This is a genomic window from Salinispora goodfellowii (assembly GCF_059570675.1).
In genome coordinates this window covers 1-21,370 of sequence record NZ_JCANTD010000049.1, presented here as the reverse complement: position 1 = coordinate 21,370, position 21,370 = coordinate 1, and the positions used below count along the sequence as shown (strand labels likewise).

16 protein-coding genes and 2 tRNA genes are annotated in these 21,370 nt (G+C 70.7%); 4 read left to right on the top strand and 14 right to left on the bottom strand.

The window, feature by feature from the left end; translation table 11 throughout:
- Positions 1–685: helix-turn-helix domain-containing protein (locus T398_RS25300; RefSeq protein ID WP_496450340.1), on the bottom strand; the 685-nt coding region annotated here is incomplete at its 3' end.
- A gap of 645 nt (positions 686–1,330) precedes the next feature.
- On the opposite strand from T398_RS25300, the gene T398_RS25295 reads away from it, so the two are divergent.
- Complete coding sequence (locus T398_RS25295) at positions 1,331–1,975, top strand: hypothetical protein (protein WP_496450339.1); 645 nt, start codon at positions 1,331–1,333, stop codon at positions 1,973–1,975.
- Here T398_RS25295 and T398_RS25290 read toward each other — a convergent pair.
- From T398_RS25290 to T398_RS25275, 4 genes are all read right to left on the bottom strand, one after another.
- A tRNA-Ile gene (locus T398_RS25290) sits at positions 1,954–2,030 on the bottom strand. The genes T398_RS25295 and T398_RS25290 overlap by 22 nt on opposite strands.
- Positions 2,031–2,170: 140 nt before the next feature.
- Positions 2,171–3,412 carry an FAD-dependent oxidoreductase gene (locus T398_RS25285; RefSeq protein WP_496450338.1) on the bottom strand — a complete coding sequence of 414 codons (1,242 nt, stop codon included), beginning with the start codon at positions 3,410–3,412 and terminating at the stop codon, positions 2,171–2,173.
- Positions 3,402–5,546 (bottom strand): MMPL family transporter, encoded by a 2,145-nt coding sequence (locus tag T398_RS25280; protein ID WP_496450337.1) that lies wholly within the window; start codon positions 5,544–5,546, stop codon positions 3,402–3,404. The genes T398_RS25285 and T398_RS25280 overlap by 11 nt, the downstream gene beginning before the upstream one ends.
- Before the next feature lie 227 nt (positions 5,547–5,773).
- Positions 5,774–5,846 (bottom strand) — tRNA-Asn (locus T398_RS25275).
- 227 nt (positions 5,847–6,073) lie between these two features.
- On the opposite strand from T398_RS25275, the gene T398_RS25270 reads away from it, so the two are divergent.
- Entirely contained in the window at positions 6,074–6,394 is a 321-nt protein-coding gene (locus tag T398_RS25270) for a hypothetical protein (protein WP_496450336.1), read from the top strand.
- Here the strand turns inward: T398_RS25270 and T398_RS25265 are convergent.
- From T398_RS25265 to ppdK, 9 genes are all read right to left on the bottom strand, one after another.
- Positions 6,354–7,163 carry an ABC transporter permease gene (locus T398_RS25265; RefSeq protein WP_496450335.1) on the bottom strand — a complete coding sequence of 270 codons (810 nt, stop codon included), beginning with the start codon at positions 7,161–7,163 and terminating at the stop codon, positions 6,354–6,356. The genes T398_RS25270 and T398_RS25265 overlap by 41 nt on opposite strands.
- A 12-nt stretch (positions 7,164–7,175) precedes the next feature.
- Positions 7,176–7,970, bottom strand: a complete 795-nt coding sequence (locus T398_RS25260) for an ABC transporter permease (RefSeq protein WP_496450334.1) — start codon at positions 7,968–7,970, stop codon at positions 7,176–7,178.
- A gap of 49 nt (positions 7,971–8,019) precedes the next feature.
- Positions 8,020–8,952 (bottom strand): ABC transporter ATP-binding protein, encoded by a 933-nt coding sequence (locus tag T398_RS25255; protein ID WP_496450333.1) that lies wholly within the window; start codon positions 8,950–8,952, stop codon positions 8,020–8,022.
- 106 nt (positions 8,953–9,058) lie between these two features.
- Positions 9,059–9,595, bottom strand: coding sequence for a hypothetical protein (locus T398_RS25250; protein ID WP_496450332.1), 537 nt, complete (start codon positions 9,593–9,595; stop codon positions 9,059–9,061).
- Between the two features lie 49 nt (positions 9,596–9,644).
- Entirely contained in the window at positions 9,645–11,558 is a 1,914-nt protein-coding gene (dnaG, locus tag T398_RS25245; RefSeq protein WP_496450331.1) for a DNA primase, read from the bottom strand.
- A 109-nt stretch (positions 11,559–11,667) separates the two neighbouring features.
- Positions 11,668–13,323: a BCCT family transporter gene (locus tag T398_RS25240; protein WP_496450330.1), complete on the bottom strand. Its 1,656-nt coding sequence runs from the start codon at positions 13,321–13,323 to the stop codon at positions 11,668–11,670.
- 92 nt (positions 13,324–13,415) lie between these two features.
- Positions 13,416–14,249: a siderophore-interacting protein gene (locus T398_RS25235; RefSeq protein WP_496450329.1), complete on the bottom strand. Its 834-nt coding sequence runs from the start codon at positions 14,247–14,249 to the stop codon at positions 13,416–13,418.
- A 9-nt stretch (positions 14,250–14,258) separates the two neighbouring features.
- The gene (locus T398_RS25230) at positions 14,259–15,524 is read right to left on the bottom strand and encodes a deoxyguanosinetriphosphate triphosphohydrolase (RefSeq protein ID WP_496450328.1); all 1,266 of its coding nucleotides are present in this window, start codon (positions 15,522–15,524) and stop codon (positions 14,259–14,261) included.
- Between the two features lie 116 nt (positions 15,525–15,640).
- Positions 15,641–18,379, bottom strand: coding sequence for a pyruvate, phosphate dikinase (gene ppdK, locus T398_RS25225; RefSeq protein ID WP_496450327.1), 2,739 nt, complete (start codon positions 18,377–18,379; stop codon positions 15,641–15,643).
- 303 nt (positions 18,380–18,682) lie between these two features.
- On the opposite strand from ppdK, the gene T398_RS25220 reads away from it, so the two are divergent.
- Both T398_RS25220 and T398_RS25215 read left to right on the top strand, forming a co-directional pair.
- Entirely contained in the window at positions 18,683–20,299 is a 1,617-nt protein-coding gene (locus T398_RS25220; RefSeq protein WP_496450326.1) for a beta-N-acetylhexosaminidase, read from the top strand.
- Between the two features lie 421 nt (positions 20,300–20,720).
- A complete protein-coding gene (locus tag T398_RS25215) occupies positions 20,721–21,365 on the top strand; it encodes a C39 family peptidase (RefSeq protein ID WP_496450325.1) in 645 nt (214 codons plus the stop codon).
- Positions 21,366–21,370: the final 5 nt, after the last annotated feature.

The following is a 21,370-nucleotide window of genomic DNA, read 5'->3' as shown; positions in this document are numbered from 1 at the left end:
CCTGCTCGCACATGTCTACCGAGTCCTCGGTATGCCCTCGGTTGGAGAGCACCTGTCCCATGTTCCACGCCGCGGATGCCCGATAGGCAGGATCATCGGCCTCGAATGCGGCTGTCAGTGCTCGATCAGCAGCGATCACCGCAAGATCCTGGGCGCCGACCCTCTTCGCGAACGAGCGGACGAGTAGGTACAGGTCGGCCGCGACTTTCTGTGCTTGCCGTCGCTCGTTGCCGTCGAGGCTGGCGACCGCAGCCCGGGACGCGTGCACCAGGCCCGGCAGGACCGGGCTGGTGTAGGTGTAGCGCTGCCGTGATTGGCGCCAAGTTGTCCATGCCAGCCGGACCGCCGACTGTAGTTCAGCGAGGTTTGATAGCTGGTCGGCGTCGGGCGCATAGGCGGTCATCGCCGCCCGCAGCGGCGGCACCGATTCGTGTTCGGCTCGGTCGTCGGGCATCACCCCGAGCGGATGACCGGTGAGTTTGTAGAGGTCAGGGACATTGAGAATCCGAGCAATCTCGATCCAGTCGCCCAGGCTGTTGACTGAGCGTTCTCCGGATTCCCACTTCCGCCAGGCGCCCACGCTGACGCCCTTGAGTTGGGCGCACACCTCCTGGGTGAGCCCGCGCCGTTTGCGATAGAGCTTGATCCGCCCACCGGGCGGCATTGGGTCGTGGTTCGGTTCCATGCTGGCCTCCCAGGTTGAGGTCTGGGCGGCGGACCGCCGGCCTCAACTCCGGCGGGCCGCCAGCATCGACGATACTCCCTGCCTGCCGGTCGCGCCGCCACCGGTCCGTGTGGTCGTCTCGGCGCGTCGCGCCGTACCGAATTCCCGTACACCCGCACTCCTTGACCTGGCTGATTTCGTCTCAGCCTGTCCGTGTCGGACATTCCATTAGTCGCAAAAGGCGCAAATACCATTAACTTTCTTTACTTGTCGATTGTGGAACCGCTATTACCATTAGTCGCCTGGTGATCACATTCAGATGACGAGAGTTCATGCCACATGGTTGCGCCCATCCACCGCGCACATCTCATCGACCAAGATTTCGACACGCCGCGAGAAGCCTTCCCTTTGGGCTGGCACATGTGTTCGAATTCCAATCCCGCCGCCTCAGTCACCCCTTCGCACCGCAATCTCGGACCCCGCTCAACAGGTCGGACGTCTGCAGCCGACCTACACCACCTGGTGGCACCGAGACCAATACAAGCTGAAAACAACACCCGGCGCCTGAACACCCGCGAGCGCAACCAACGCACATCTCAGCAGCGGGACGCAGAACTCCACGCCGCGTCCCCGACCCCCTAAGGCATCAACGGAATCGGAGCAATAGTGTTCACCCCATACAACGGCGACGATGCGCGGAACTCCAGCCGTGGCCAGCATGACGCCGCCGCAGTGCAGGCCGTCCTCGCCCGCCGACGCAGCAACCGCTCCCATAGCCTCTACGGTGTCGCTGCCGGCGTCTTCGGCACCGTCTCAATCTATGTGTGGGCGGGCATCCGGGCCGACGTGGAGCACCGCGTCAGCACGCCGCTAACCACCGACTACGCGGCGTTCCTCGCAGCGTCGGCTGTTCTCGGCATCTCCGCCGTGGCCACCACCCTCACGTGGCTGATCGTGTTCCACATGGACCGGCGCGCGAGGGAGGTCGATGCGATCCACGAATACCACGAGGACCGGCAGATGCGAGCCATCCAGCAGGCGATGGACGTGTTCCTGGCAGAGGGCGACGCGACCGCCCGTACGTTGATGGAGCAGGTCCAGACCGTGACCAACGGCATGAACGGAGCGACGGTATCCCGGTTCCCGTCGCGGGGCTCGGGCCGCGGCCAACTCATCGCCGCACAGTTTCGGGGCCGCGTCCGGGTGACGCGTCCCCGAATTCTGGGCCCTCGTGCACCTGCCGTGCACCTGAACACCAATTTTGACGATCTTCACTTACCTGTTTTACCTGGTGGGGCGGGCGGGACTTGAACCCGCGACCGAGGGATTATGAGTCCCCTGCTCTGACCAGCTGAGCTACCGCCCCGTACCGCGCTGGATCGTACCCGCCTGGTTGATCAGTGGCCAGCACGAACCAGCTTCCCTCGATCACGGCGGCAAGCGCTGTAGCACGATGGGCAACGCGAGGATAACAGTGTGCTCCCGGCCTGCTCGGCCGAGGCGCAGTCAGGCCGTTGGCCGCAGGTACGCGAGGACCGCGCCGGCGGTCCGCCAGCCGCTGGCCAGCGCGCCCTGGATCGACGGGCTGTCCCGGTGGTCGCCGGCGACGAAGAGGCCGTCGCCGAGCGCGACCGGGCGCCGCAGCCGGCCCTGTGGCGGTGGCGCGGCGGGGAGCGCCCCGGCGATGGTGACAGTGCTCAGGTGAGCCCAGTCGGTGGTGGACTGTCCGTAGAGGCGGGCCAATTCGGTGCGGATCACCGGCTCGGGCGGTACGGTCGGGCCCACCATCGAGGTGGCGACGAGGTGCTGCCCCTTCGGCGCGTACGTCGGGGCCGCCTGGCTGACGACGACGGTGTTGGTGATCAGTTCGCGGCGGTCACCGTCGACGAGCAGGATCGGCTCCTGCAGTGGCGCTGTCTCGGTGGCGTGGTACCAGGTCGTGTAGCTGTGCATGCGGACCGTGGGAAGCACCGGCAGCAGGGTGGTCGCCGTGGGTGGGTCGACGGCGACCACGACGGCCCGCGCGGTGACGGCACCGGCCGGGGTCCGCACCCGGCCCGGCGCGACGTGGTCCACCGGGGTCTCCAGGTCGATCAGGTCGGCGGGGAGCTGGGCGGCGATCGCGTACGGCAGCGCGGCCATCCCCTCGGCGGGCAGGCCGATGCGGCCCCGGACGAAGGAGCGCAGCACCAGCGCGAAGACGTGGCTGGAGGTCTCCAGCTCGCGTTCGAGGAACACACCGGAGAGAAACGGCCGCAGCAGTTGCTCAATGATGGTGTCGGAGAGCCCGGCGCGGCGCAGGGCCACCTCGGTGGTGGTCTCCGGGGCGTTGAGTAGCTGCCGCGCGGGCAGCGTGGCGGCGCCGGCGGCGAGTGCGGCGAAGCGGAGTCGGTCGGGCAGCGACCCGACTCCGGCGAGCAGGGTGGTGGGCGCGCCGACCGGCTCGCGGAGCGGGTTGACCAGTCGGCTCCGGGTGTCGCCGTGGCGCACCAGCACCCCGGGGACGAGGTATCCGAGGCCGAGCTGGTTGACGTCCAGCAGGGTGCCGAGCCGCGGGTACGCCGGGTTGAGTACCTGGAAGCCCCGGTCGAGCCGGAACCCGTCAACGGTGTCGGTGCCGACCCGGCCGCCGAGCCGGCCGCTCGCTTCGAGGAGCCGCCAGGGCACTCCGGCGCGGTGCAGGCGGCGCGCCGCCGCCAGCCCGGCCAGGCCACCACCGACGATCACCACGTCGGTGTCAGCCGGCATCCCGCGACTCCCGCTCTCCGCTGGTCCGGGCCAGCCGGCTCGGCCACCAGATCTTCGACCCGATGTCGTACGCGAGGGCGGGCACCAGCAGCGAGCGGACGATGATCGTGTCGATCAGGACGCCCACGGCGACCGCCACGCCCAGTTCGATGAGCACCACCAGCGGGAGTACGGCCAGCGCGCTGAAGGTCGCGGCGAGCACGATGCCGGCGGAGGTGATGACGCCGCCGGTGACGACGAGCCCGTGCAGCACGCCGGAGCGGGTGCCCCGCTGCACCGCTTCCTGCCGGATCCGGCTCATCAGGAAGATGTTGTAGTCGATGCCGAGGGCGACCAGGAAGACGAAGGCGAACAGCGGGAAGGAGGCGTCCACCCCGGGGAAGTCGAAGAGGTATTTGAAGATCAGCGCGCAGAGGCCCAGCGTGGCACCGTACGAGAGCAGCACGGTGGCGACGAGCAGCAGCGGGGCGAGCAGGGCGCGCAGCAGCAGCGCCAGGATGACGGCGATGACGCTGAGGACCACCGGGATGATGACGTTGCGGTCTCGGGTGGAGGCGTCAGCGGTGTCGATGTTGATCGCGGTGACGCCGCCGACGACCGCGTCGGCGGCGGGTACGGCGTGGACCGCCACCCGTAGCTCCCGAATGGTCTCTTCGGCGCCGTCGGAGTCGGGTGCGTCGGCGAGGGTCGCCTCGAGTTGCACGATGCCGTTGACGACCTTCGGCGGCTCGGTCGGTGGTGAATCGCCGGCCGAGTCCGAGCCGGGACCGGCGCCGGGACGGTCGGTGACCGGTCGCACCGCGACGACGCCGGGTGTCTCCTGGGCCACGGCGGCGACCTGTTCGGCGGTTTCCTGGCGGGTGAAGATGACGGCCGGGCTCCCGGTGCCGGCCGGGTAGTGGCGGGCGATCACTTCCTGACCCGCGACCGAGTCCGTCTGCTCGGTAAACAGGTCGCTTTCGCCCAGCGTGGTCGCGCCCAGCTGGGTGAGGCCGAGGGCGAGTGCGGCCAGCGCGAACGCGGTGACCAGCCACACCGGTCGGGACCGGCGGGCTACGAACCCCGCTACGCGACCCCAGATGCCGTGTTCGGTCTCCGGCTCGGCGTGGTCGAGTCGCGGCTGGCGCGGCCAGAACACCCGGCGCCCGCCGAGCACGAGCAGCGCGGGTAGGAGGGTGAGCATCACCAGCAGGGTGGCGCCGATGCCGATGGCGGCGACCGGCCCGAGTGCCTGGTTGGAGCTCAGGCTGGACAACAGCAGGCAGAGCAGGCTGGCGATGGTGGTGCCGGCGGAGGCGGCGATCGCCGGGGCGGCGCCGCGCCAGGCCGCCAGCATGGCGGCAGCCGGCTTCTCGTGCCGGTGTAGCTCCTCCCGGTACCGGGCGATCAGGAGCAGGGCGTAGTCGGTGCCGGCGCCGAAGACCAGCACGGTGAGGATGCCCTGCGCCTGCCCGTCGAGGGTCAGGATGTCGGCCTCGGCGAGCCAGTAGACGGCCGCCGTGGCCAGCGAGAAGGACATCCCGGCGGCGAGCAGCGGGAAGATCCACAGTACCGGGCTGCGGTAGACGACCAGCAGGATGAGGAGCACTACGCAGAGGGTGACCAGCAGCAGTGTGCCGTCGATCGCCGAGAAGACATCGATCAGGTCGGCGAGCAGGCCGGCCGGCCCGGTGACGTTGACGGTGAGCCCGTCTCGATCCGCGCCGACAACGTCCCGCAGCTCCGCCACGACGGTGGCGATCTCCTCGCCCCGCTCGTCGTCGACCGGGACGATCAGCTGGACCGCCTGCCCGTCCGCGCTGGGGATCGGCGGCGGCAGCGGGCCGACCACACCGGGTACTTCGGCGATCTCGGCCGTGTCGGCGGCGATCTGCTGCTGGTCGGCGTCGGTGATGCCGCTGGTGCGTTCGTAGACGATGAGCGCCGGGGTGGTCAGCTGGTCCACGAAGAGTTCGGAGAGGTCCTGGGCCCGGGTCGCCTCGGCCTCGGTGGGGAGGAAGGCGGCGTTGTCGTTGGTGGTGACCTCACTGAGTCTGCCGGTGTACGGCCCGGCGAGGCCGCCGACCACCAGCCAGGCGAGCGCGATGAGCAGGGCGACCAGCGTGCCCCGGCCCGCGGCACCTTTCCCGGACATCCACACCCACCCGATGCGCCGTCCAGCGCGTTAGGGATCTTGGTCAACGTCTCCCATCCTGCCCTCCGGCGCCGGTTCCGGTCCCGAAACCACCGGTAAGGGCCACTGTGGGGTGATGCGCCGGACCGACGGACCGGGTGCCGAAAGCACAGGAAGCCCGGCACGTGCCGGGTGCCACAGCGAAGAAAGCCCACCGACCTGGGTCGGTGGGCTTGATGGGGAGGGAGCTCCCCCGTTTGGACTCGAACCAAAAACCTGCCGGTTAACAGCCGGCTGCTCTGCCAATTGAGCTACGGGGGATCGTGCCGCCGCCCGAGCTCCGGAGTTCCGGTTCGCCGTGCGACGGGACAAGAGTACAGGACAACCGGCGGCCCCAGTCGAGGGGGTTACCGCACCGCTACGGGTGCTACCGCGGGCATTCCCACCCAATATTCCGGATGTGCCAGATAAATCGGTGTCAGGGCACCCGGAGACCAGCGCGGGGAGCAGGATGGGGAGTTAGCACGTTAAGCACGGAAGGAGCCGCCATGCGCGGAAAGATCATGTTCCTTGGCGGGATGGCGGTGGGATTCGTCCTGGGCGCCCGCGCCGGCCGAGAAGCGTACGAGGAACTGGTGGTGTGGGGTCGCAAGATCGTCGACCACCCGACTGTCCAGGAGGCGGCGGGGGTGGCGCAGGCACAGGCGAACCGGTTCTACAGCGAGAGCCGCGACAAGCTCGGCCAGTCCAAGCTGGGCGAGACCTTCAGCGACAACGGCCAGCGACGGAGCCCGGCCGCCGCGGACGACCCCTTCGCCGGCACACCGGTTACCGGTAGAGCAACCGGCTCATCCGGCGGGATGCGATAAGGAGGCCGACGGCCAGGACCACCAGCAGGTATCCGACGTCGAGCAGCCACGTCCAGCCACCGCCGCCGACGGTGATCCCCCGGATCAGGTGCACCGCGCGGTAGAGCGGAGTCACCTCGACCAGCCAGCGCAGCAGCGTCGGGTATGCCTGCGCCGGGACGAACGTGCCGGAGAAGAGGAAGAGCACGAACTGCGCCGACCCCAACACGTCGAAGTCCTGCCAGCTCCGCATGAAGGTGGCGATCGTCATGCCGATCGCCCCGAACGTGAAACCGACCAGCACCGCCGCCGGGAAGGCGACCGCCGCCCGGGCGGCGGTGGTCAGATCCATCACGACCATCACCACGAGGAACGCGCCGGAGTAGACGCTGCCCCGGAGCATTGCCCAGGCCAGCTCACCGAGGGCGATCTCGAACGGCTGCACCGGGGTGGCGATCACCCCGTCGTACAGCTTCATGTACTTCATCTTGCCGAAGAAGTTGAAGGTGGTCTCCGCGAACGCCCCGGTCATCGCCGACGAGGCGAGCATCGCGGGCGCGACGAACGCCGCGTAGCTGACGACGGTTCCGCCGGGCAGCGTCAGGTCACCGACCAGCGCCCCCACCCCGACCCCGATGGAGAAGAGGTAGAGCAGCGGCTCGACGAAGCCGGAGACCAACAGCAGCCAGTAAATCGACTTCAGGGCCGAGACGTTCCGTTCGGCCACCGAGGCCGACCGGCGCGACGCCGCCGAGACATCCATCAGCCGGGGCAACACCAGAGCGACCATGACGCCCCCTTCCTAGACGACGAGCCGGCGGCGCAGGGCACGGTGGGCGAGCAGCCACCCGCCGGCCGCCCAGGCGGCGAGGTAGAGCAGATGGCCGGTGACCGACCAGACCGGCGCAGCGCCGAGCGTGGCCGCCCGGCTCAGGTCAACCGCGTGCCAGAGCGGGGTCACGTATGCCAGCCAGCGCAGCCCCACCGGCAGCGACTCGACCGGGAAGAAGACCCCGGCGAAAAGCGTCATCGGGATCACCGCGAACCGGAACAGCAAGGCGAGCCAGCTGTCGCTGGAGGCCGTCGCCGCGTAGGCGAAGGTGGGCGCGGCAACGGCCAGGCCGAGTAGCGCCGCCACCGGTAGCGCCAGCACCGCCCACGGCGAGCGCAGGGCCCCCAACACCCCGGTCACCAGCAGAAACGCCGCAGCCGAGGTCAGCACCCGGAACAGCACGAACGCCAGCTGACCAGCCATGATGTCCATTACCCGCAGCGGTGCCGCATACTGGGCGAAGTAGATTTTGGTCCACTGGAGGCTGCTGTAGACCGGCCAGGTGGACTCGGCGATCGCCACCTGCAACGCGGTTGACGCGAGCAGCCCTCCGACGATCCACTCCAGATAGGAGACACCATCGACACCCTGGTCGATGAAGGCCCCGACGCCCACGCCGAAGCCGAGCACGGTCAGCGTGGGGAGCAGGAACGACGAGAGCACCCCACCCCGCCAGGTGCGCCGGTAACCGACCAGGTGGTATCGCAGCACCGCCAGGGCCCGGGCCGGGCCAGGCCGAGCCCGCGTGGCCGCGAGTTGTGTCATGCCTTCGCTCCCATCCACCCGGGCCGCTTCGGCCCGGCTCCTCGCGGGCTCAGTCGATCAGCGTGCGGCCGGTGAGGTGCAGAAAGACATCCTCCAGGCCGCTACGCCGCACCAGCACATTGACCGGGTGCAGGCCGAGCGCGGTCACCTCGGCCACCGCCGCGTCGCCGTCGGACACGTAGAGCAGGACCCGGTCGGGCAGCACCTCGACCCGTTCGCCGAGTTGGTCGAGTTTGCTGGCGAACGGCTCCTGCGACTCGCCCGCGAAGCGCAGCTCGACCACCTCGCGGGTGGAGTGCTGCTCGATCAGCACGCGGGGGGAGCCTTCGGCGACGATCCGCCCACCGTCCATCACCACCAGCCGGTCGCAGAGCTGCTCGGCCTCGTCCATGTAGTGCGTGGTGAGTACCAGCGTGACGCCCCGCTGCTTGAGCTGGAACAGCCGCTCCCAGACCAGGTGCCGGGCCTGCGGGTCAAGACCGGTGGTCGGCTCGTCCAGGAGCACAATCTCGGGCTCGTTGACGAGCGCCCGGGCGATGGTGAGCCGTCGCTTCATGCCGCCGGAGAGCGGCTCCACCTTGCTGTCGGCCCGCTCGCTGAGCTGCACGAAATCGAGCAGCTCGGCGGCGCGCAGCCGGGCCACCCGGCGGGCGATGCCGAAGTAGCGGGCGTAGGTGATCAGATTTTCCCGGACGGTCAGCTCCGGGTCGAGCGTGTCGAGCTGGGGACAGACACCGAGGCGGGCCCGGATCGCCGGCCCGTCTCGCACCGGATCCATGCCGAGGATGCGCAGCTCGCCGCCGCTGGGCGGCGAGACACAGCCGATCATGCGCATGGTGGACGACTTGCCGGCGCCATTGGGCCCGAGGAAGCCGAACGCCTCCCCAGCCCGGACCGCAACGTCGATGGCGTCGACCGCGGTGAAGCCGCCGAACCGCTTCACCAGCCCCCGCGCCTGGATGAGTGGTTGAGCCGTGGTCACCCCCTGACCCTAGCCACCCGGTCCGACACTCTTCACCGGGTTTTCGCCCAGCCGACCGGTCCACACCCGCGGCGGCCGACCGCCCCCGCCGCCCTTGGCCGCGTTGTCACGCCTCCGGGGCGGTGGTCGCGACGCGGGCCGCGGCGACCAGGCGCTCGGTCTCCGCACTTACCGCGGGATCGTCGACCGGAGTGCCTGGCTCGTACCGGACCGTCCAGGTCAGCCCGTCAACGCCCGGGACCCGCCGGGCGACCACGCGGCCCGCACCGCCGGGCACCGAGTACGCCTCGGTGTACGCGACCGAGCGGGTCACCCGTTCCCGCACCTGGTGCGGCAGCTCTCCCGGATCCGGCAACGGGTAGGTCTCGGTGGGGCGGTCGGCCACCACCAGATAGCCGTCCCGCTCGACCACGGGCTCGGCGGCGGTGACCACCAACTCCTGCCCAGACCAGACCGCCCGGAGGATGTCGTGCCAGCCCAGCCGTTCCGTCCGCTGGGGTAGCCAGAGCCCGAGGTTGGTGGCGACCAGTACGCTGCCCGCCGCGCAACCACCGGCGGCGGCCCAGGCGAGCACCCGTTCCCCGGCGACGAGCGGTGGACGGTCTGCCGGCGACAGTTTTGGCCGGCGGCGGAACAACCCCATCTAGCACCCTCCCATGGCTACCTGCCCCCGCACCTGCCGGCGGTCGGCCTCACAGCCCACCCGCGGCCTGCTCACGCAACGCCCGCGCATGCTGCTCGAGGGACAGCAACTCACCGAAGGCGGTGAAGTACTCGTCCTTGTTGCTGACCGGATTCATCCGCTGGATTCTCGACTTGAGCTCCCGGATCCGGCCGGTCACCGCTCCCCACTGGAGGCGGGCCATCGTCACCGACACGTAGCGCGGATCGAGCTCCCCGTCGATTCGCAACGGCTCGACCGCCAGCTCACCGACGAGCGCCTGGGCGGCGAGGTCCACACAGGCGTGGCGGACCGACTCGATCCAGACCGCACCGCCGGGCGCCGCCGCCGCTCCCCCGGCCGCCGCCACCGCCGCCCGGACCGAGACATGCAACGGATGGCGGTACTCCGTGGCCTCCACGGCGTCGAACATCGGCCCGGCGAGCACCGGCGCCTGCAGGGCCAGCTTCAGCGCCTCCCGCTCGACAGCCGCCTGTGGGCTCTCCGCCGGTGACTGCGGCGGTGCCGGGGCCTTGCCGGGGGCGGTGTTGGCCTTGCCGGGGGCGGTGTTGGCCTTGCCGGGGGCGTGGGCGGCAGCCAGCACGGCCCGCTGAACCGGCTCGATCTCCATGCCGAGGTCCCCGGCGAGCTTGCGGACGTACTCTGGGCGCTTTTCGCGGTCCTTGATTTTGGCGACCAACGGCGCCGCCCGGCGCATCGCCTCCACCCGACCGTCGACGGTGTCGAGGTCGTGCCGGCCGATCACGTGCCGCAGCGCGAAGTCGACCAGCGGTTCACGGCGCGCGACCAGGTCCCGAACGGCCAGCTCCCCCTTGGCCAGCCGCAGCTCACAGGGGTCCATGCCGTCCGGGCTGACCGCGATGAAGGTACGCCCGACGAAGCGCTGATCATCGTCGAAGGCGCGCAGCGCCGCCTTCTGCCCGGCCGCATCCCCGTCGAAAGTGAAAATGATCTCACCGGCGACGGCGTCGGTGTCCAGCAGTAGCCGGCGCAGCACCCCGATGTGGTCGCCGCCGAAAGCGGTGCCACAGGTCGCCACCGCGGTCGGCACCCCGGCCAGGTGACAGGCCATCACGTCGGTGTAGCCCTCGACCACGACCACCTTGCCCTGCTTGGCGATCTCCCGCTTGGCCTGGTCGATGCCGTAGAGGACATGGGACTTCTTGTAGATCGGCGTCTCGGGGGTGTTCAGATATTTCGGGCTGTCGTCGTCGTCGAAGAGCTTTCGGGCGCCGAAGCCGACGACGTCACCGGCCAAGTCCCGGATGGGCCAGAGCAGCCGGCGGCGGAACCGGTCGATCAGGCTGCCCGACCGGGCCGGCCGGGACAGCCCGGCGGTAACCAGCTCGTCGTGGCTGAAACCCTGCTGGCGCAGGTGACGGGTCAACAGGTCCCACCCGTCGGGCGCGAAGCCGCAGGCATACCGCTCGGCGGCGGCCTTGTCGAAGCCGCGTTGGGCGAGGAACTCGCGGGCCGGCCGGGCCCCGGCGGTGGTCAGCTGCGCCTGGTAGAACTCGACCGCGGCGGCGTGCGCGGCGATCAACCGCTGCTTCTGCCCCTGCTGCGGCCGGGCCCGGGGGGTGGTGTGATCGTTGGCCACGTAGCGGAGCTGCAGGCCGGCGCGGCCGGCCAACCGCTCGACGGACTCGACGAAGCTGAGGTGTTCGGCATCCATCAGGAACTTGATGGCGTCCCCGCCCGCGCCACAGCCGAAGCAATACCAGACGTTACGAGCTGGTGACACGTTGAAGGACGGGCTCTTCTCGTCGTGGAACGGACAGAGCCCCTTGAGGTTGCCGCCACCCGCGGACCGCAGGGTGACCGTCTCGGAGATGATCTCTGAGATCGAGGTGCGCTCGCGGACCAACGCGATGTCCTCGTCCCGGATCCGCCCCGTCATCTCCGCCACCTCCTCGCCGTACATCCTGCCCTGTCCGACCGGCGTCCCGGTGGCCGGGGGACGCGGACACGGCGACCGCCGCCCGAATCCCCCGCGGTGGGACCCGTGGCCCGAGACCAGGATGGGCGGGGGTCTACTCCTCCGCTTCCGTGTCCCCGCGGGCGCGGCGGTCCGATGCCCTGGTCGAGCGGGCGTGGCGGCCCTCCTCCCTGGTCGAGCGGGCGCGGTCGAGGGCCTCGGCCAGCCCGTGCTGGTGGGGCGGGCGGACCCGCACCGCCGGGTCTTCACGCATCTCCTTGACCAGCGACACGGCGAGGCCGAGCATCACCACCACGAACGGCAACGCCACCATGATCGTCGCCTGTTGGAGTGCGCTCAGCCCACCGGCCAGCAGCAGCACCGCAGCGGTTCCACCGATGAGCACACCCCAGATGATGACGACCGCCTGGCGCGGGCGCAGCGCGCCTCGGGAGGTCAGCGACGCGAGCACGAGGGAGGCGGAATCGGCGCTGGTGACGAAGTAGAGCGTCACCAGCACCATGGCCAGCACGCTGGCCAGCACGCCCAGCGGCAATGCCTCGAGCAGCCCGAAGAGCGCATTCTCGGTGCCGGCGGCGGTCTCCGCGACCAGGTCCGCGGCGCCGGTGGCCTGTACCCGCAGCGCGCTGCCACCCAGCACCGCGAACCAGACCACACTGGCCCCGCTGGGCACCAACAGCACGCCGATCAGAAACTGACGCACCGTACGGCCACGGGAGATACGGGCGATGAAGGTCCCGACGAACGGCGCCCAGGAGATCCACCACGCCCAGTAGAAGATCGTCCAGGAGCCCAACCAGGACGACTCGGAGAAGGCCCCGGTGCGGGTCGACATGAAGACCAGGTTGCTGAGGTAGTCGCCGATCGAGGCGGGCAGCACATCAAGGATGTAGACGGTCGGGCCGACCACGAAGACGAAGGCCATCAGCAACACCGCCAGCACCACGTTGGTGGTGGACAGCCACTTGATGCCCCGGTGCAGCCCGGAGAAGGCCGAGACGACGAAGGCCAGGGTCAACGCCCCGATCACGACCAGTTCCACCGCCCTGCTGCTGGGGATCCCGGCGACCCGGTCCAGGCCCGCGGTGACCTGGAGCGCGCCGAGGCCGAGGCTGGTCGCCGAGCCGAAGACCGTGGCGAAGACCGACAGCAGGTCGATCACCCGTCCGAGCGTGCCGTCGGCTTGGGAGCCGAGCACCGGGCGAAACACCGCCGAGATCCGGTTCTCCCGCCCCTTGCGGAAGGTCGAGTACGCCAGGGCGAGCGCCACCACCGCGTAGATCGCCCAGGGGTGCAGCGTCCAGTGGAAGAGGGTGAACTGCAGGGCGACCGAGGCGGCGGCGCCGGTCTCCGGCTCGGCTCCGGTGGCCGGCGGCGGCGAGGCGTAGTGCTGGATCGGCTCGGCCACGGCGAAGAAGACCAGGCCGATCCCCATGCCGGCGCTGAACATCATGGCGACCCAGGCCAGGGTGGTGAACTCCGGCCGCTCGGTCTCGGCCCCCAGCCGGATGGTGCCGAACCGGGAGAACGCCAGCACGAAGGTCAGCACCAGGAAGACGTTCGCCGCGACGACGAACAACCAGCCGAACGTGGTGATGACCCAACTCAGCCCGGACCCACCGACCCGGGAGACCGAGTCGGGTGCCAGGACGCCCCAGACCACGACGGCCAGCACGACGCCCACGGCGAGGCCCAGCAAAGGGCGGTCCACGCTCCCGCTGTCGGGCCGTCGCCCAGCCGCCTCGCCCATGTTCGCCCCTCCGCTGCCCGCCGGTCCACCGATGCCCCCTCTGCCATCCTGCGGGTGGCGGGGGTGGTGCCGGGGCGAAATGGGAACAATCGTCAGGTTGGGGCGGCGGCGGACTCCTCGGCCTCGACCTGACGGTTCCACTCCGCCTTGCTGGCCCGCCAACCCTCGTCGTCCACCCCACGCCGCCAGTAGCCGGAGATGGAGAGCCGCTCGCGCGCAACCCCCCGCTCGCCCCGCAGCAGCCGGCGCAGCTCCCGGACGAAGGTCGCCTCACCGTGTACGAAAGCGTGCACCCCGGGTGGGAAGTCCAGCGCCCGGACCGCCGCGACCAGCGCCACGCCAACCGGCTGGTCCCCCCGGTGCAGCCAGGTCAGCCGCACCTGCCCCGGGCTGGGCAGCGGCTGCTCCTCGGCCGGTCCACTGGTCTCGACCAGGACGGTGGCCGGAGCCCCGGCGGGCAGCCGCTCCAGGGCGACGGCGATGGCCGGCAGGGCGCTCTCGTCGCCGACCAGCAGGTGCCAGTCGGCGTCGGGACTCGGGGCGTACGCCCCACCCGGGCCGACGAAGTGCACCGGGTCACCGGGGCGCAACGCCGCGGCCCACGGCCCGGCCAGCCCTTCGTCGCCGTGGTACACCACATCCACGGTCAGCTCACCGGCGTGGGCGTCGAAGGCCCGTACGGTGTAGGCGCGCAGCCGTGGCCACTGCGCGGCCGGCAGGTCCCGACGGATCACGGCCAGGTCGATCGGCTCCGGGTAGGCTGCCCCGGGCACCGGGAAGAGAATCTTGATGTAGTGGTCGGTGAACTCGCCGACCGGCAGTCCGGCCAGTTCTTCGCCGCCGAGGACCAGCCGAACGACGTGCGGGGTGGGCCGTCCGATCCGGACGACACGGGTGGACGTGACCTTCTTCGGGCGATCCGGCATACGGTTAGGTTAACCTAAGTCAACCTGCCCGACGGCGCCGGTCAGGCCACCAAAGAGCCGGGCATGCCGCTGCACCGCCGCCGGATCCGTCAACGACGCCACCTGATCGACCACCACCCGCAGCCGGGCCGCATCGTCTCCGGCAGCCCGCCACAGCGGGGCGAACACCGCGTCCAACGCGTCGGGGGCTCGGTCGGCCAAGCCCGCGACCAGGCCGGCGAGGAGTTGCCGCTGCCGCTCGTACCGGGCGGCGGAGCCGGGGCGACGCAGCACGTACCGCAGGGCGATGCCCTTGAGCAGGGCGCACCGGGCCCGGACCTCGCGCGGCACGACCAGATCGGCGGCGTACCGCCGGTGCGGACCGGGCCCGAACCGGCGCCGGGTGGCCGCCACCGCGGCGGCGACGAAGCGACCGGTCAGCACGCTGGTGGTCGCCTTCAGCGCGGCCTGCGCCCGATGACTCCCGTCGTAGCCGGCCAGTGCCGCGAGCAGCGGGTCGGCAAGCAGCTCAACCAGTACCTCAGCGAGGTCGGACGGGGACTCGTTGGAGTAGGCCGCCGCGACATCGGCACCCAGCGCCGCCCGCTCGTCGGCGTCGGCCAGCAGCGGACGCAGCGTCACGTACCCGCCGTGGATGCCGTCCTCGACGTCGTGCACCGAGTACGCGACGTCGTCGGCCCAGTCCATCACCTGCGCCTCCAGGCACCGCTGCCCGTCTGGCACGTCGGCGCGCAGCCACTCGAAGACCGGGCGATCGTCGGCGTACACGCCGAACTTGCGCTCTCCCGGCCGGCGCGGCCACGGATACTTACTGACCGCGTCGAGGGTGGCCCGGGTGAGGTTCAGCCCGGCGGGGGTGCCGTCCGGGCCGATCACCTTCGCCTCCAGGCGGGTGAGCACGCGCAGCGTCTGCGCGTTGCCCTCGAAGCCGCCGCAGGTCGTGGCGAGGGTGTCCAGCGCCGCCTCACCGCTGTGCCCGAACGGCGGGTGCCCAAGATCATGGGCGAGCCCGGCGGTGTCCACCACGTCGGGGTCGCAGCCGAGCCGGCTGCCCATCTCGCGGGCGACCTGGGCGACCTCCAACGAGTGGGTCAACCGGGTACGGAGGAAGTCATCGGTGCCGGCCGTGTGCACCTGGGTCTTGGCGGCAAGCCGCCGGAAGGCCGCCGAGTGCAGCACCCGGGCGCGGTCTCGCTCGAATGCCGACCGGTCCTGCCCGGTGTCCTTCGCAGGCTCGCCCACCCACCGCCGCTGGTCCGGGCCGACCGGATTCATGCCGCCAGGTTACGCCCGCCAGGCGGTGGGCGGCGGCCAGGCGGCGGGCGGCGGGCGGTGGGCGGCGGCCAGGCGGCGGGCGGCGGGCGGTGGGCGGCCACCCACCGCCCGGCACGTCAGCGGCTGTCCGATCCGGCGGTCTCCACGGCCGCCCGCCCCGCCTCCAACCGGGCGACCGGCACCCGGAACGGCGAGCACGATACGTAGTCCAGCCCAACATCGTGGAAGAAGTGCACCGAGTCGGGGTCACCGCCGTGCTCGCCGCAGACGCCGAGCTTCAACTCCGACCGGGCGGCCCGCCCTTCCTCGGCGGCGATCCGCACCAGCCGGCCCACCCCGTCCCGGTCGATCGACTCGAACGGCGAGATGCCGAAGATGCCCAGTTCCAGATAGCGCCAGAAGAAGGCGCCCTCCACGTCGTCGCGGGAGAAGCCCCACGCCATCTGGGTCAGGTCGTTGGTGCCGAACGAGAAGAACTGCGCCGCCTCGGCGATCTCGCCGGCGGTCAACGCCGCCCGCGGCACCTCGATCATCGTACCGATCAACACCTCGACACCGCTGCCGCCGACCACCTCGGCGATGATCTTCTCGGCTTCGGTGCGTACCGTCTCCAACTCCTGCACCGCACCGACCAGCGGGACCATGATCTCCGGGAAGGCCGATCCACCGGACTCGGTGACCGCGACGGCGGCCTCCGTAATCGCGCGGACCTGCATGGCGAAGAGGCCGGGAATGACCAGGCCGAGCCGGACCCCACGCAGGCCGAGCATCGGGTTCTCCTCATGCATCCGCCGGACGGCGGCCAGCAGGGCCTCTTCCCGGGCCGCGGCCTCGCCCCGCTCCTGGGCCACCGCCACGTTGACCGCGAGTTGCTCCAGCGGGGGCAGGAACTCATGCAGCGGCGGGTCGATCAACCGCACCGTGACCGGCAGCCCGTCCATCTCGCGGAAGATCTCGATGAAGTCCGCCCGTTGCAACGGCAGCAACGCGGCCAGCGCCTGCTCCCGATCAGCGTCGGTGGAGGCGAGGATGAGCCGCTCGACCAGTTCCCGCCGGTCACCGAGGAACATGTGCTCGGTGCGGCACAGGCCGATCCCCTGCGCGCCGAAGCGCCGGGCCCGCGCCGCGTCCGCCTTGGTGTCCGCGTTCGTCCGCACGGCCAACCGCCGCCGGTCGTCGGCGTGGGTCATGATCCGGTGTACGGCCTGCACCAGTACGTCGGCCGGTTCCGGGTCGAGGGTGCCCTCGAAGTACCGCACCACCTCGGACGGCGTCACCGGAACCTCGCCCAGGTAGACCTTGCCGGTCGTGCCGTCGATCGACACCACGTCGCCTTCGTGAACGGTCTGTCCGGCCACGGTGAACCGCTTCGCCGGGATGTCCACGTCGAGTTGGTCGGCACCGGAGACACAGGTCTTGCCCATGCCGCGGGCCACCACGGCGGCGTGGCTGGTCTTACCGCCCCGGGAGGTGAGGATGCCCTGCGCGGCGATCATGCCGTTGAGGTCGTCCGGGTTGGTCTCCCGGCGGACCAGGATCACCGCCTCGCCCTGGCCGGCCAGCTCCACCGCGCGGGCGGAGGTGAAGACCACCTTGCCGACGGCCGCGCCCGGTGCGGCGCCGATGCCGGTGGCGACCGGCTGGAACTCGTGGTCCAGGTTGAAGCGCGGGAACATCAGCTGGGCGAGTTGGGCACCGTTGACCCGGTGCAGCGCCTCGTCCAGGTCAATGAGGCCCTCGTCCACGAGCTGCCCGGCGATGTTGAAGGCGGCGGCGGCGGTGCGCTTGCCGACCCGGGTCTGGAGCATCCACAGCTTGCCCCGCTCGATGGTGAACTCGATGTCGCAGAGATCCTTGTAGTGCCGCTCAAGCCGGGCCATGTAGTCGAGCAGTTCGTCGTAGGAGGTCTTGTCGATCCGCTCCAACTCCTGCAGCGGCACGGTGTTGCGGATCCCGGAGACGACATCCTCGCCCTGCGCGTTGGCCAGGTAGTCGCCGTAGATGCCCTGGGTCCCGCTGGCCGGGTCGCGGGTGAAGGCGACGCCGGTCCCCGAGTCCGTACCGAGGTTGCCGAAGACCATGGCGACCACGTTCACCGCGGTGCCCGCCTCGGCGGGCAGTCGCTCCTGCCGGCGGTAGATCACCGCCCGCTCGGCGTTCCACGACTCGAAGACCGCCCGAATCGCGAGGTCCAGCTGCTCCCGCGGCTCCTGCGGGAAGTCCCGGCCGGTGTGCCGGCGGAAGATCTTCTTGTAGGTGTCGACCAGCGCCCGAAGGTCGTCGGCGGTCAGGTCCAGGTCCAGGTCGCTGCCCTTGGCCCGCTTGGCGTCGTCGAGAGCGTGCTCGAAGTCCTCCCCCGGCACCGCGCAGACGGTCTTGCCGAACATCTGGATCAGGCGACGGTAGGAGTCCCACGCGAACCGGTCGCTGTCGCTGGCGGAGTCGGAGCCGGAGCCCGCCGAGCCGCCGGCCTGTCGGGCCAGCCCCACGACGCTGCGGTCGTTGAGGCCGACGTTGAGAACGGTCTCCATCATGCCCGGCATGGAGAACTTGGCACCGGAGCGCACCGAGACCAGCAGGGGATCCTCCGGGTCACCGAGGGTTCGACCCATCGCCTGTTCCAGGGCGTCGAGGTGGGCACCGACCTGGTCGGCGAGGCCGGCCGGCTCGCTACCGGTGGCGAGGTACGCCTGACACGCCGAGGTGGTGATCGTGAAGCCGGGCGGCACCGGCAGGCCGAGGTTGGTCATCTCGGCCAGGTTGGCGCCCTTGCCGCCGAGGAGCTCTTTCTGGTCTTTGTTTCCCTCGGCGAAGTCATAGACGTACTTGTGATCGACTGTCTCCTGCGCTGCCACCAGAGCCTCCCACACACGCCGAATGTGTCACTTGACGAAGGTTTCAGCTGCCACCGGGCGGCCCGGCCGCCGGTCTGTGGCCACGCTGCCGATCGTGGGGCGAAGGTTAGGCGAACATCGAACCCCCAGGGACTGTTCGGTGACAATCGGCACAGTCGTCCCCACTTTCCGTGTTCGCACCCGTAGCTGGAAGCGCTTCCACGCGCACGATCACGCAGCCACCGTGCCGCCGTACCCTTGATGCAACGCTCTCGGTGAAGCCTTGCCACAACCGCCGCGAATACACCCCCGAAAGGCAGCTCCGTGCACCCCACCCCCACCCCCACCCCCACCACCTCGCCGCAGCAGCCGGAACACCGGCCCGCCCCCGCGCCGGTCCGGCTGGGCGACGTGGTGCCCGCCCCCGAGCAGGTACGCCCGGAGCCCCACGCCGACTTCACGCTGACGGCCGACACGGTGGTGCGGGTCAGCCCCGGCCCCGCCGCGCGGGCCGTCGCCGAACGCCTCGCCGACCTGCTCCGGCCGGCCACCGGATACCGGCTCCCGATCGCCGAGGCCCCGCACCCCGAGCCGGCCGACGGCATCGCGCTCGTCCTCGCCGCGCAGCCCGAGCTCGGCCCCGAGGGCTACCGACTCGACGTGACGCCGACCGGGGTCCGGATCAGCGCCGCCACCGCGACCGGGCTCCACCACGGCACCCAAACCCTGCGCCAGCTGCTACCGGCCACGATCGAGAGCAGCACGCCGGTCCGCGCCACCTGGACGCTGCCCGGTGGATCGATCCTCGACCGGCCGCGCTTCCCGTACCGGGGCGCCATGCTCGACGTGGCCCGGCACTTCTTCGGGGTTGACGACGTACTGCGGGTGATCGACCACCTCGCCCGCTACAAGCTCAACCACCTACACCTGCACCTCACCGATGACCAGGGATGGCGGATCGCGGTCGAAGCCCGACCGCGGCTGGCCGCGATCGGCGGAAGCACGGCGGTCGGTGGCGCCCCCGGCGGGTGGTACACCCCGGCCGACTACCAGCGGATCGTGGCGTACGCGGCCGACCGGCACCTCACCGTCGTTCCGGAGATCGACCTGCCGGGGCACACCAACGCCGCGCTGACCGCGTACCCGGAGCTGGCCCCTGGTGGAACCACGCCGGTGCCCTACACCGGCACCGAGGTCGGCTTCAGCTACCTGGACCCCGCCAACACCCAGACGTACGAGTTCGTCGCCGACGTGCTGGGGGAGGTCGCCGCGCGTACCCCCGGGCCGTTCCTGCACATCGGCGGGGATGAGGCATTCAAGGTGAAGGGAGCGGCGTACACCGGATTCGTGGAACGGGCGCAACGCATCGTGGCCAAGCTCGGCAAGACGGTGGTGGGCTGGCACCAGCTGGCTCCGGCCGCCCACGCCGAGGGACGGGTGCTCCAGTGGTGGGGCACCGACGGCGTCGACCCGACCACCGCCGACGCGGTCCGCCGCGGCGCCCGGCTGATCCTCTCCCCCGGTAACCGCGCGTATCTGGACATGAAGTACGCCGCCGACACCCCGATCGGACATGACTGGGCGGGCCTGATCGACGTACGGCGGGCGTACGACTGGGATCCGGCGACCCAGGTGACAGGCGTGCCGGCGGAGGCGGTGTTGGGGGTGGAGGCCCCGCTCTGGACCGAGTCGGTCACCTCGCTGGCGGAGATCGAGTTCATGCTCCTGCCCCGGCTACCCGCCATCGCGGAACTGGGCTGGTCACCGCGGGCCACCCACGACTGGGCGGCGTTTCGTACCCGACTGGCCGGGCAGGGACCCCGCTGGACGGCGGCCGGCATCGCCTTCCACCGCTCCGCTGAGGTCCCCTGGCCCGCCACCACCGCTGATCCGCCGGCGGCGCAGGTCGCGACGTCCGCGCCACGCCCCAGGACGGCATAGGCGGGGCCCCGGGGCCACGGCGTCACCGATCCACCGGTCTGGGTCGGCTGTCCGGCTTCACCGCATGGCTGCGCCGGTCTCGCCGCATGACTGCGCTGGGAGATGTCACCTGATCGCCCGGTCTGGGCGGCTTGTCGGGTGGCCCGGGTCACAGCCGGCGGGGAATCGGCGGTGGGGGCCGGTGGTTATACCTGGCGTAACCATGTGGGGCAGCCGCGAGCGCCCCGCCGGACCCCGGACCCCGGTGGTCGCCCGCCGGCGGAATGCCGCGGGGCCGGCGTTGGTTACCTCCCCGGGCCGCCCGAGTAGCACCCCCGCCGGGCGGAACCCCCTTTCGATTTCTTCTCGAACCACCTCGCCCGACCCCGCTGGCGCGCCCCCGCGCGTCCGCGGCACCCCCGAGCGGAAGGCTTCGATCATCATGCGTACCGACATCCTCCGGAAGACCGCCCTGACCGCTGCTGGCCTGATCGCCACCGGTGGCGCCATCGCCGCCCCGGCGACCGCCGCCTTCGCCGCCCCCACCGCGCAGCCCACCGTGCAGAGCGAGCGCGGCGACACCCGCGTGCTCCCGGTCGACTACGAGGCCCAGCCGAACTTCTACTACTGCGGCCCCGCCGCCGCCCGCAACGCCCTGTCCGTGCAGGACAAGGACATCGACATGGACGCGATGGCCGAGCGGATGGGCACCACCGAGTCCGGCACCGACTCCATCAACGACATCACCCCGGTACTGAACACCGAGACCGGCCGCGACGTGTACCGCAGCGTCGAGATCTCCACCCCCGAGGCCGACGACAAGCAGACCGACACCCTGCGCGAGGACATCATCCGCACCGTCGACGACGGCCGCGCCGTCGTGGCCAACATCGCCGGCACCGCCACCGACACCAACGGCGGCAGCCACTCCTTCGCCGGCGGCCACTACATCACCGTCAACGGCTACCGCGACGCCGGCGACCAGGTGAAGATCGCCGACTCGGCGAACCCGAACACCGCCGAGTACTGGATCACCACCGAAGCCCTCGGCGACTGGATCGCCACCCGCGGCTACTCCACCAGCTGACCACC

Coding starts and splice junctions, on each gene's coding strand:
- T398_RS25285 (WP_496450338.1), bottom strand. CDS start 3,412: ATGCCGGCTGACACCGACGTGGTGATCGTCGGTGGTGGCCTGGCCGGG.
- T398_RS25280 (WP_496450337.1), bottom strand. CDS start 5,546: ATGTCCGGGAAAGGTGCCGCGGGCCGGGGCACGCTGGTCGCCCTGCTC.
- T398_RS25270 (WP_496450336.1), top strand. CDS start 6,074: ATGCGCGGAAAGATCATGTTCCTTGGCGGGATGGCGGTGGGATTCGTC.
- T398_RS25265 (WP_496450335.1), bottom strand. CDS start 7,163: ATGGTCGCTCTGGTGTTGCCCCGGCTGATGGATGTCTCGGCGGCGTCG.
- T398_RS25260 (WP_496450334.1), bottom strand. CDS start 7,970: ATGACACAACTCGCGGCCACGCGGGCTCGGCCTGGCCCGGCCCGGGCC.
- T398_RS25250 (WP_496450332.1), bottom strand. CDS start 9,595: ATGGGGTTGTTCCGCCGCCGGCCAAAACTGTCGCCGGCAGACCGTCCA.
- dnaG (WP_496450331.1), bottom strand. CDS start 11,558: ATGTACGGCGAGGAGGTGGCGGAGATGACGGGGCGGATCCGGGACGAG.
- T398_RS25240 (WP_496450330.1), bottom strand. CDS start 13,323: ATGGGCGAGGCGGCTGGGCGACGGCCCGACAGCGGGAGCGTGGACCGC.
- T398_RS25235 (WP_496450329.1), bottom strand. CDS start 14,249: ATGCCGGATCGCCCGAAGAAGGTCACGTCCACCCGTGTCGTCCGGATC.
- T398_RS25230 (WP_496450328.1), bottom strand. CDS start 15,524: ATGAATCCGGTCGGCCCGGACCAGCGGCGGTGGGTGGGCGAGCCTGCG.
- T398_RS25215 (WP_496450325.1), top strand. CDS start 20,721: ATGCGTACCGACATCCTCCGGAAGACCGCCCTGACCGCTGCTGGCCTG.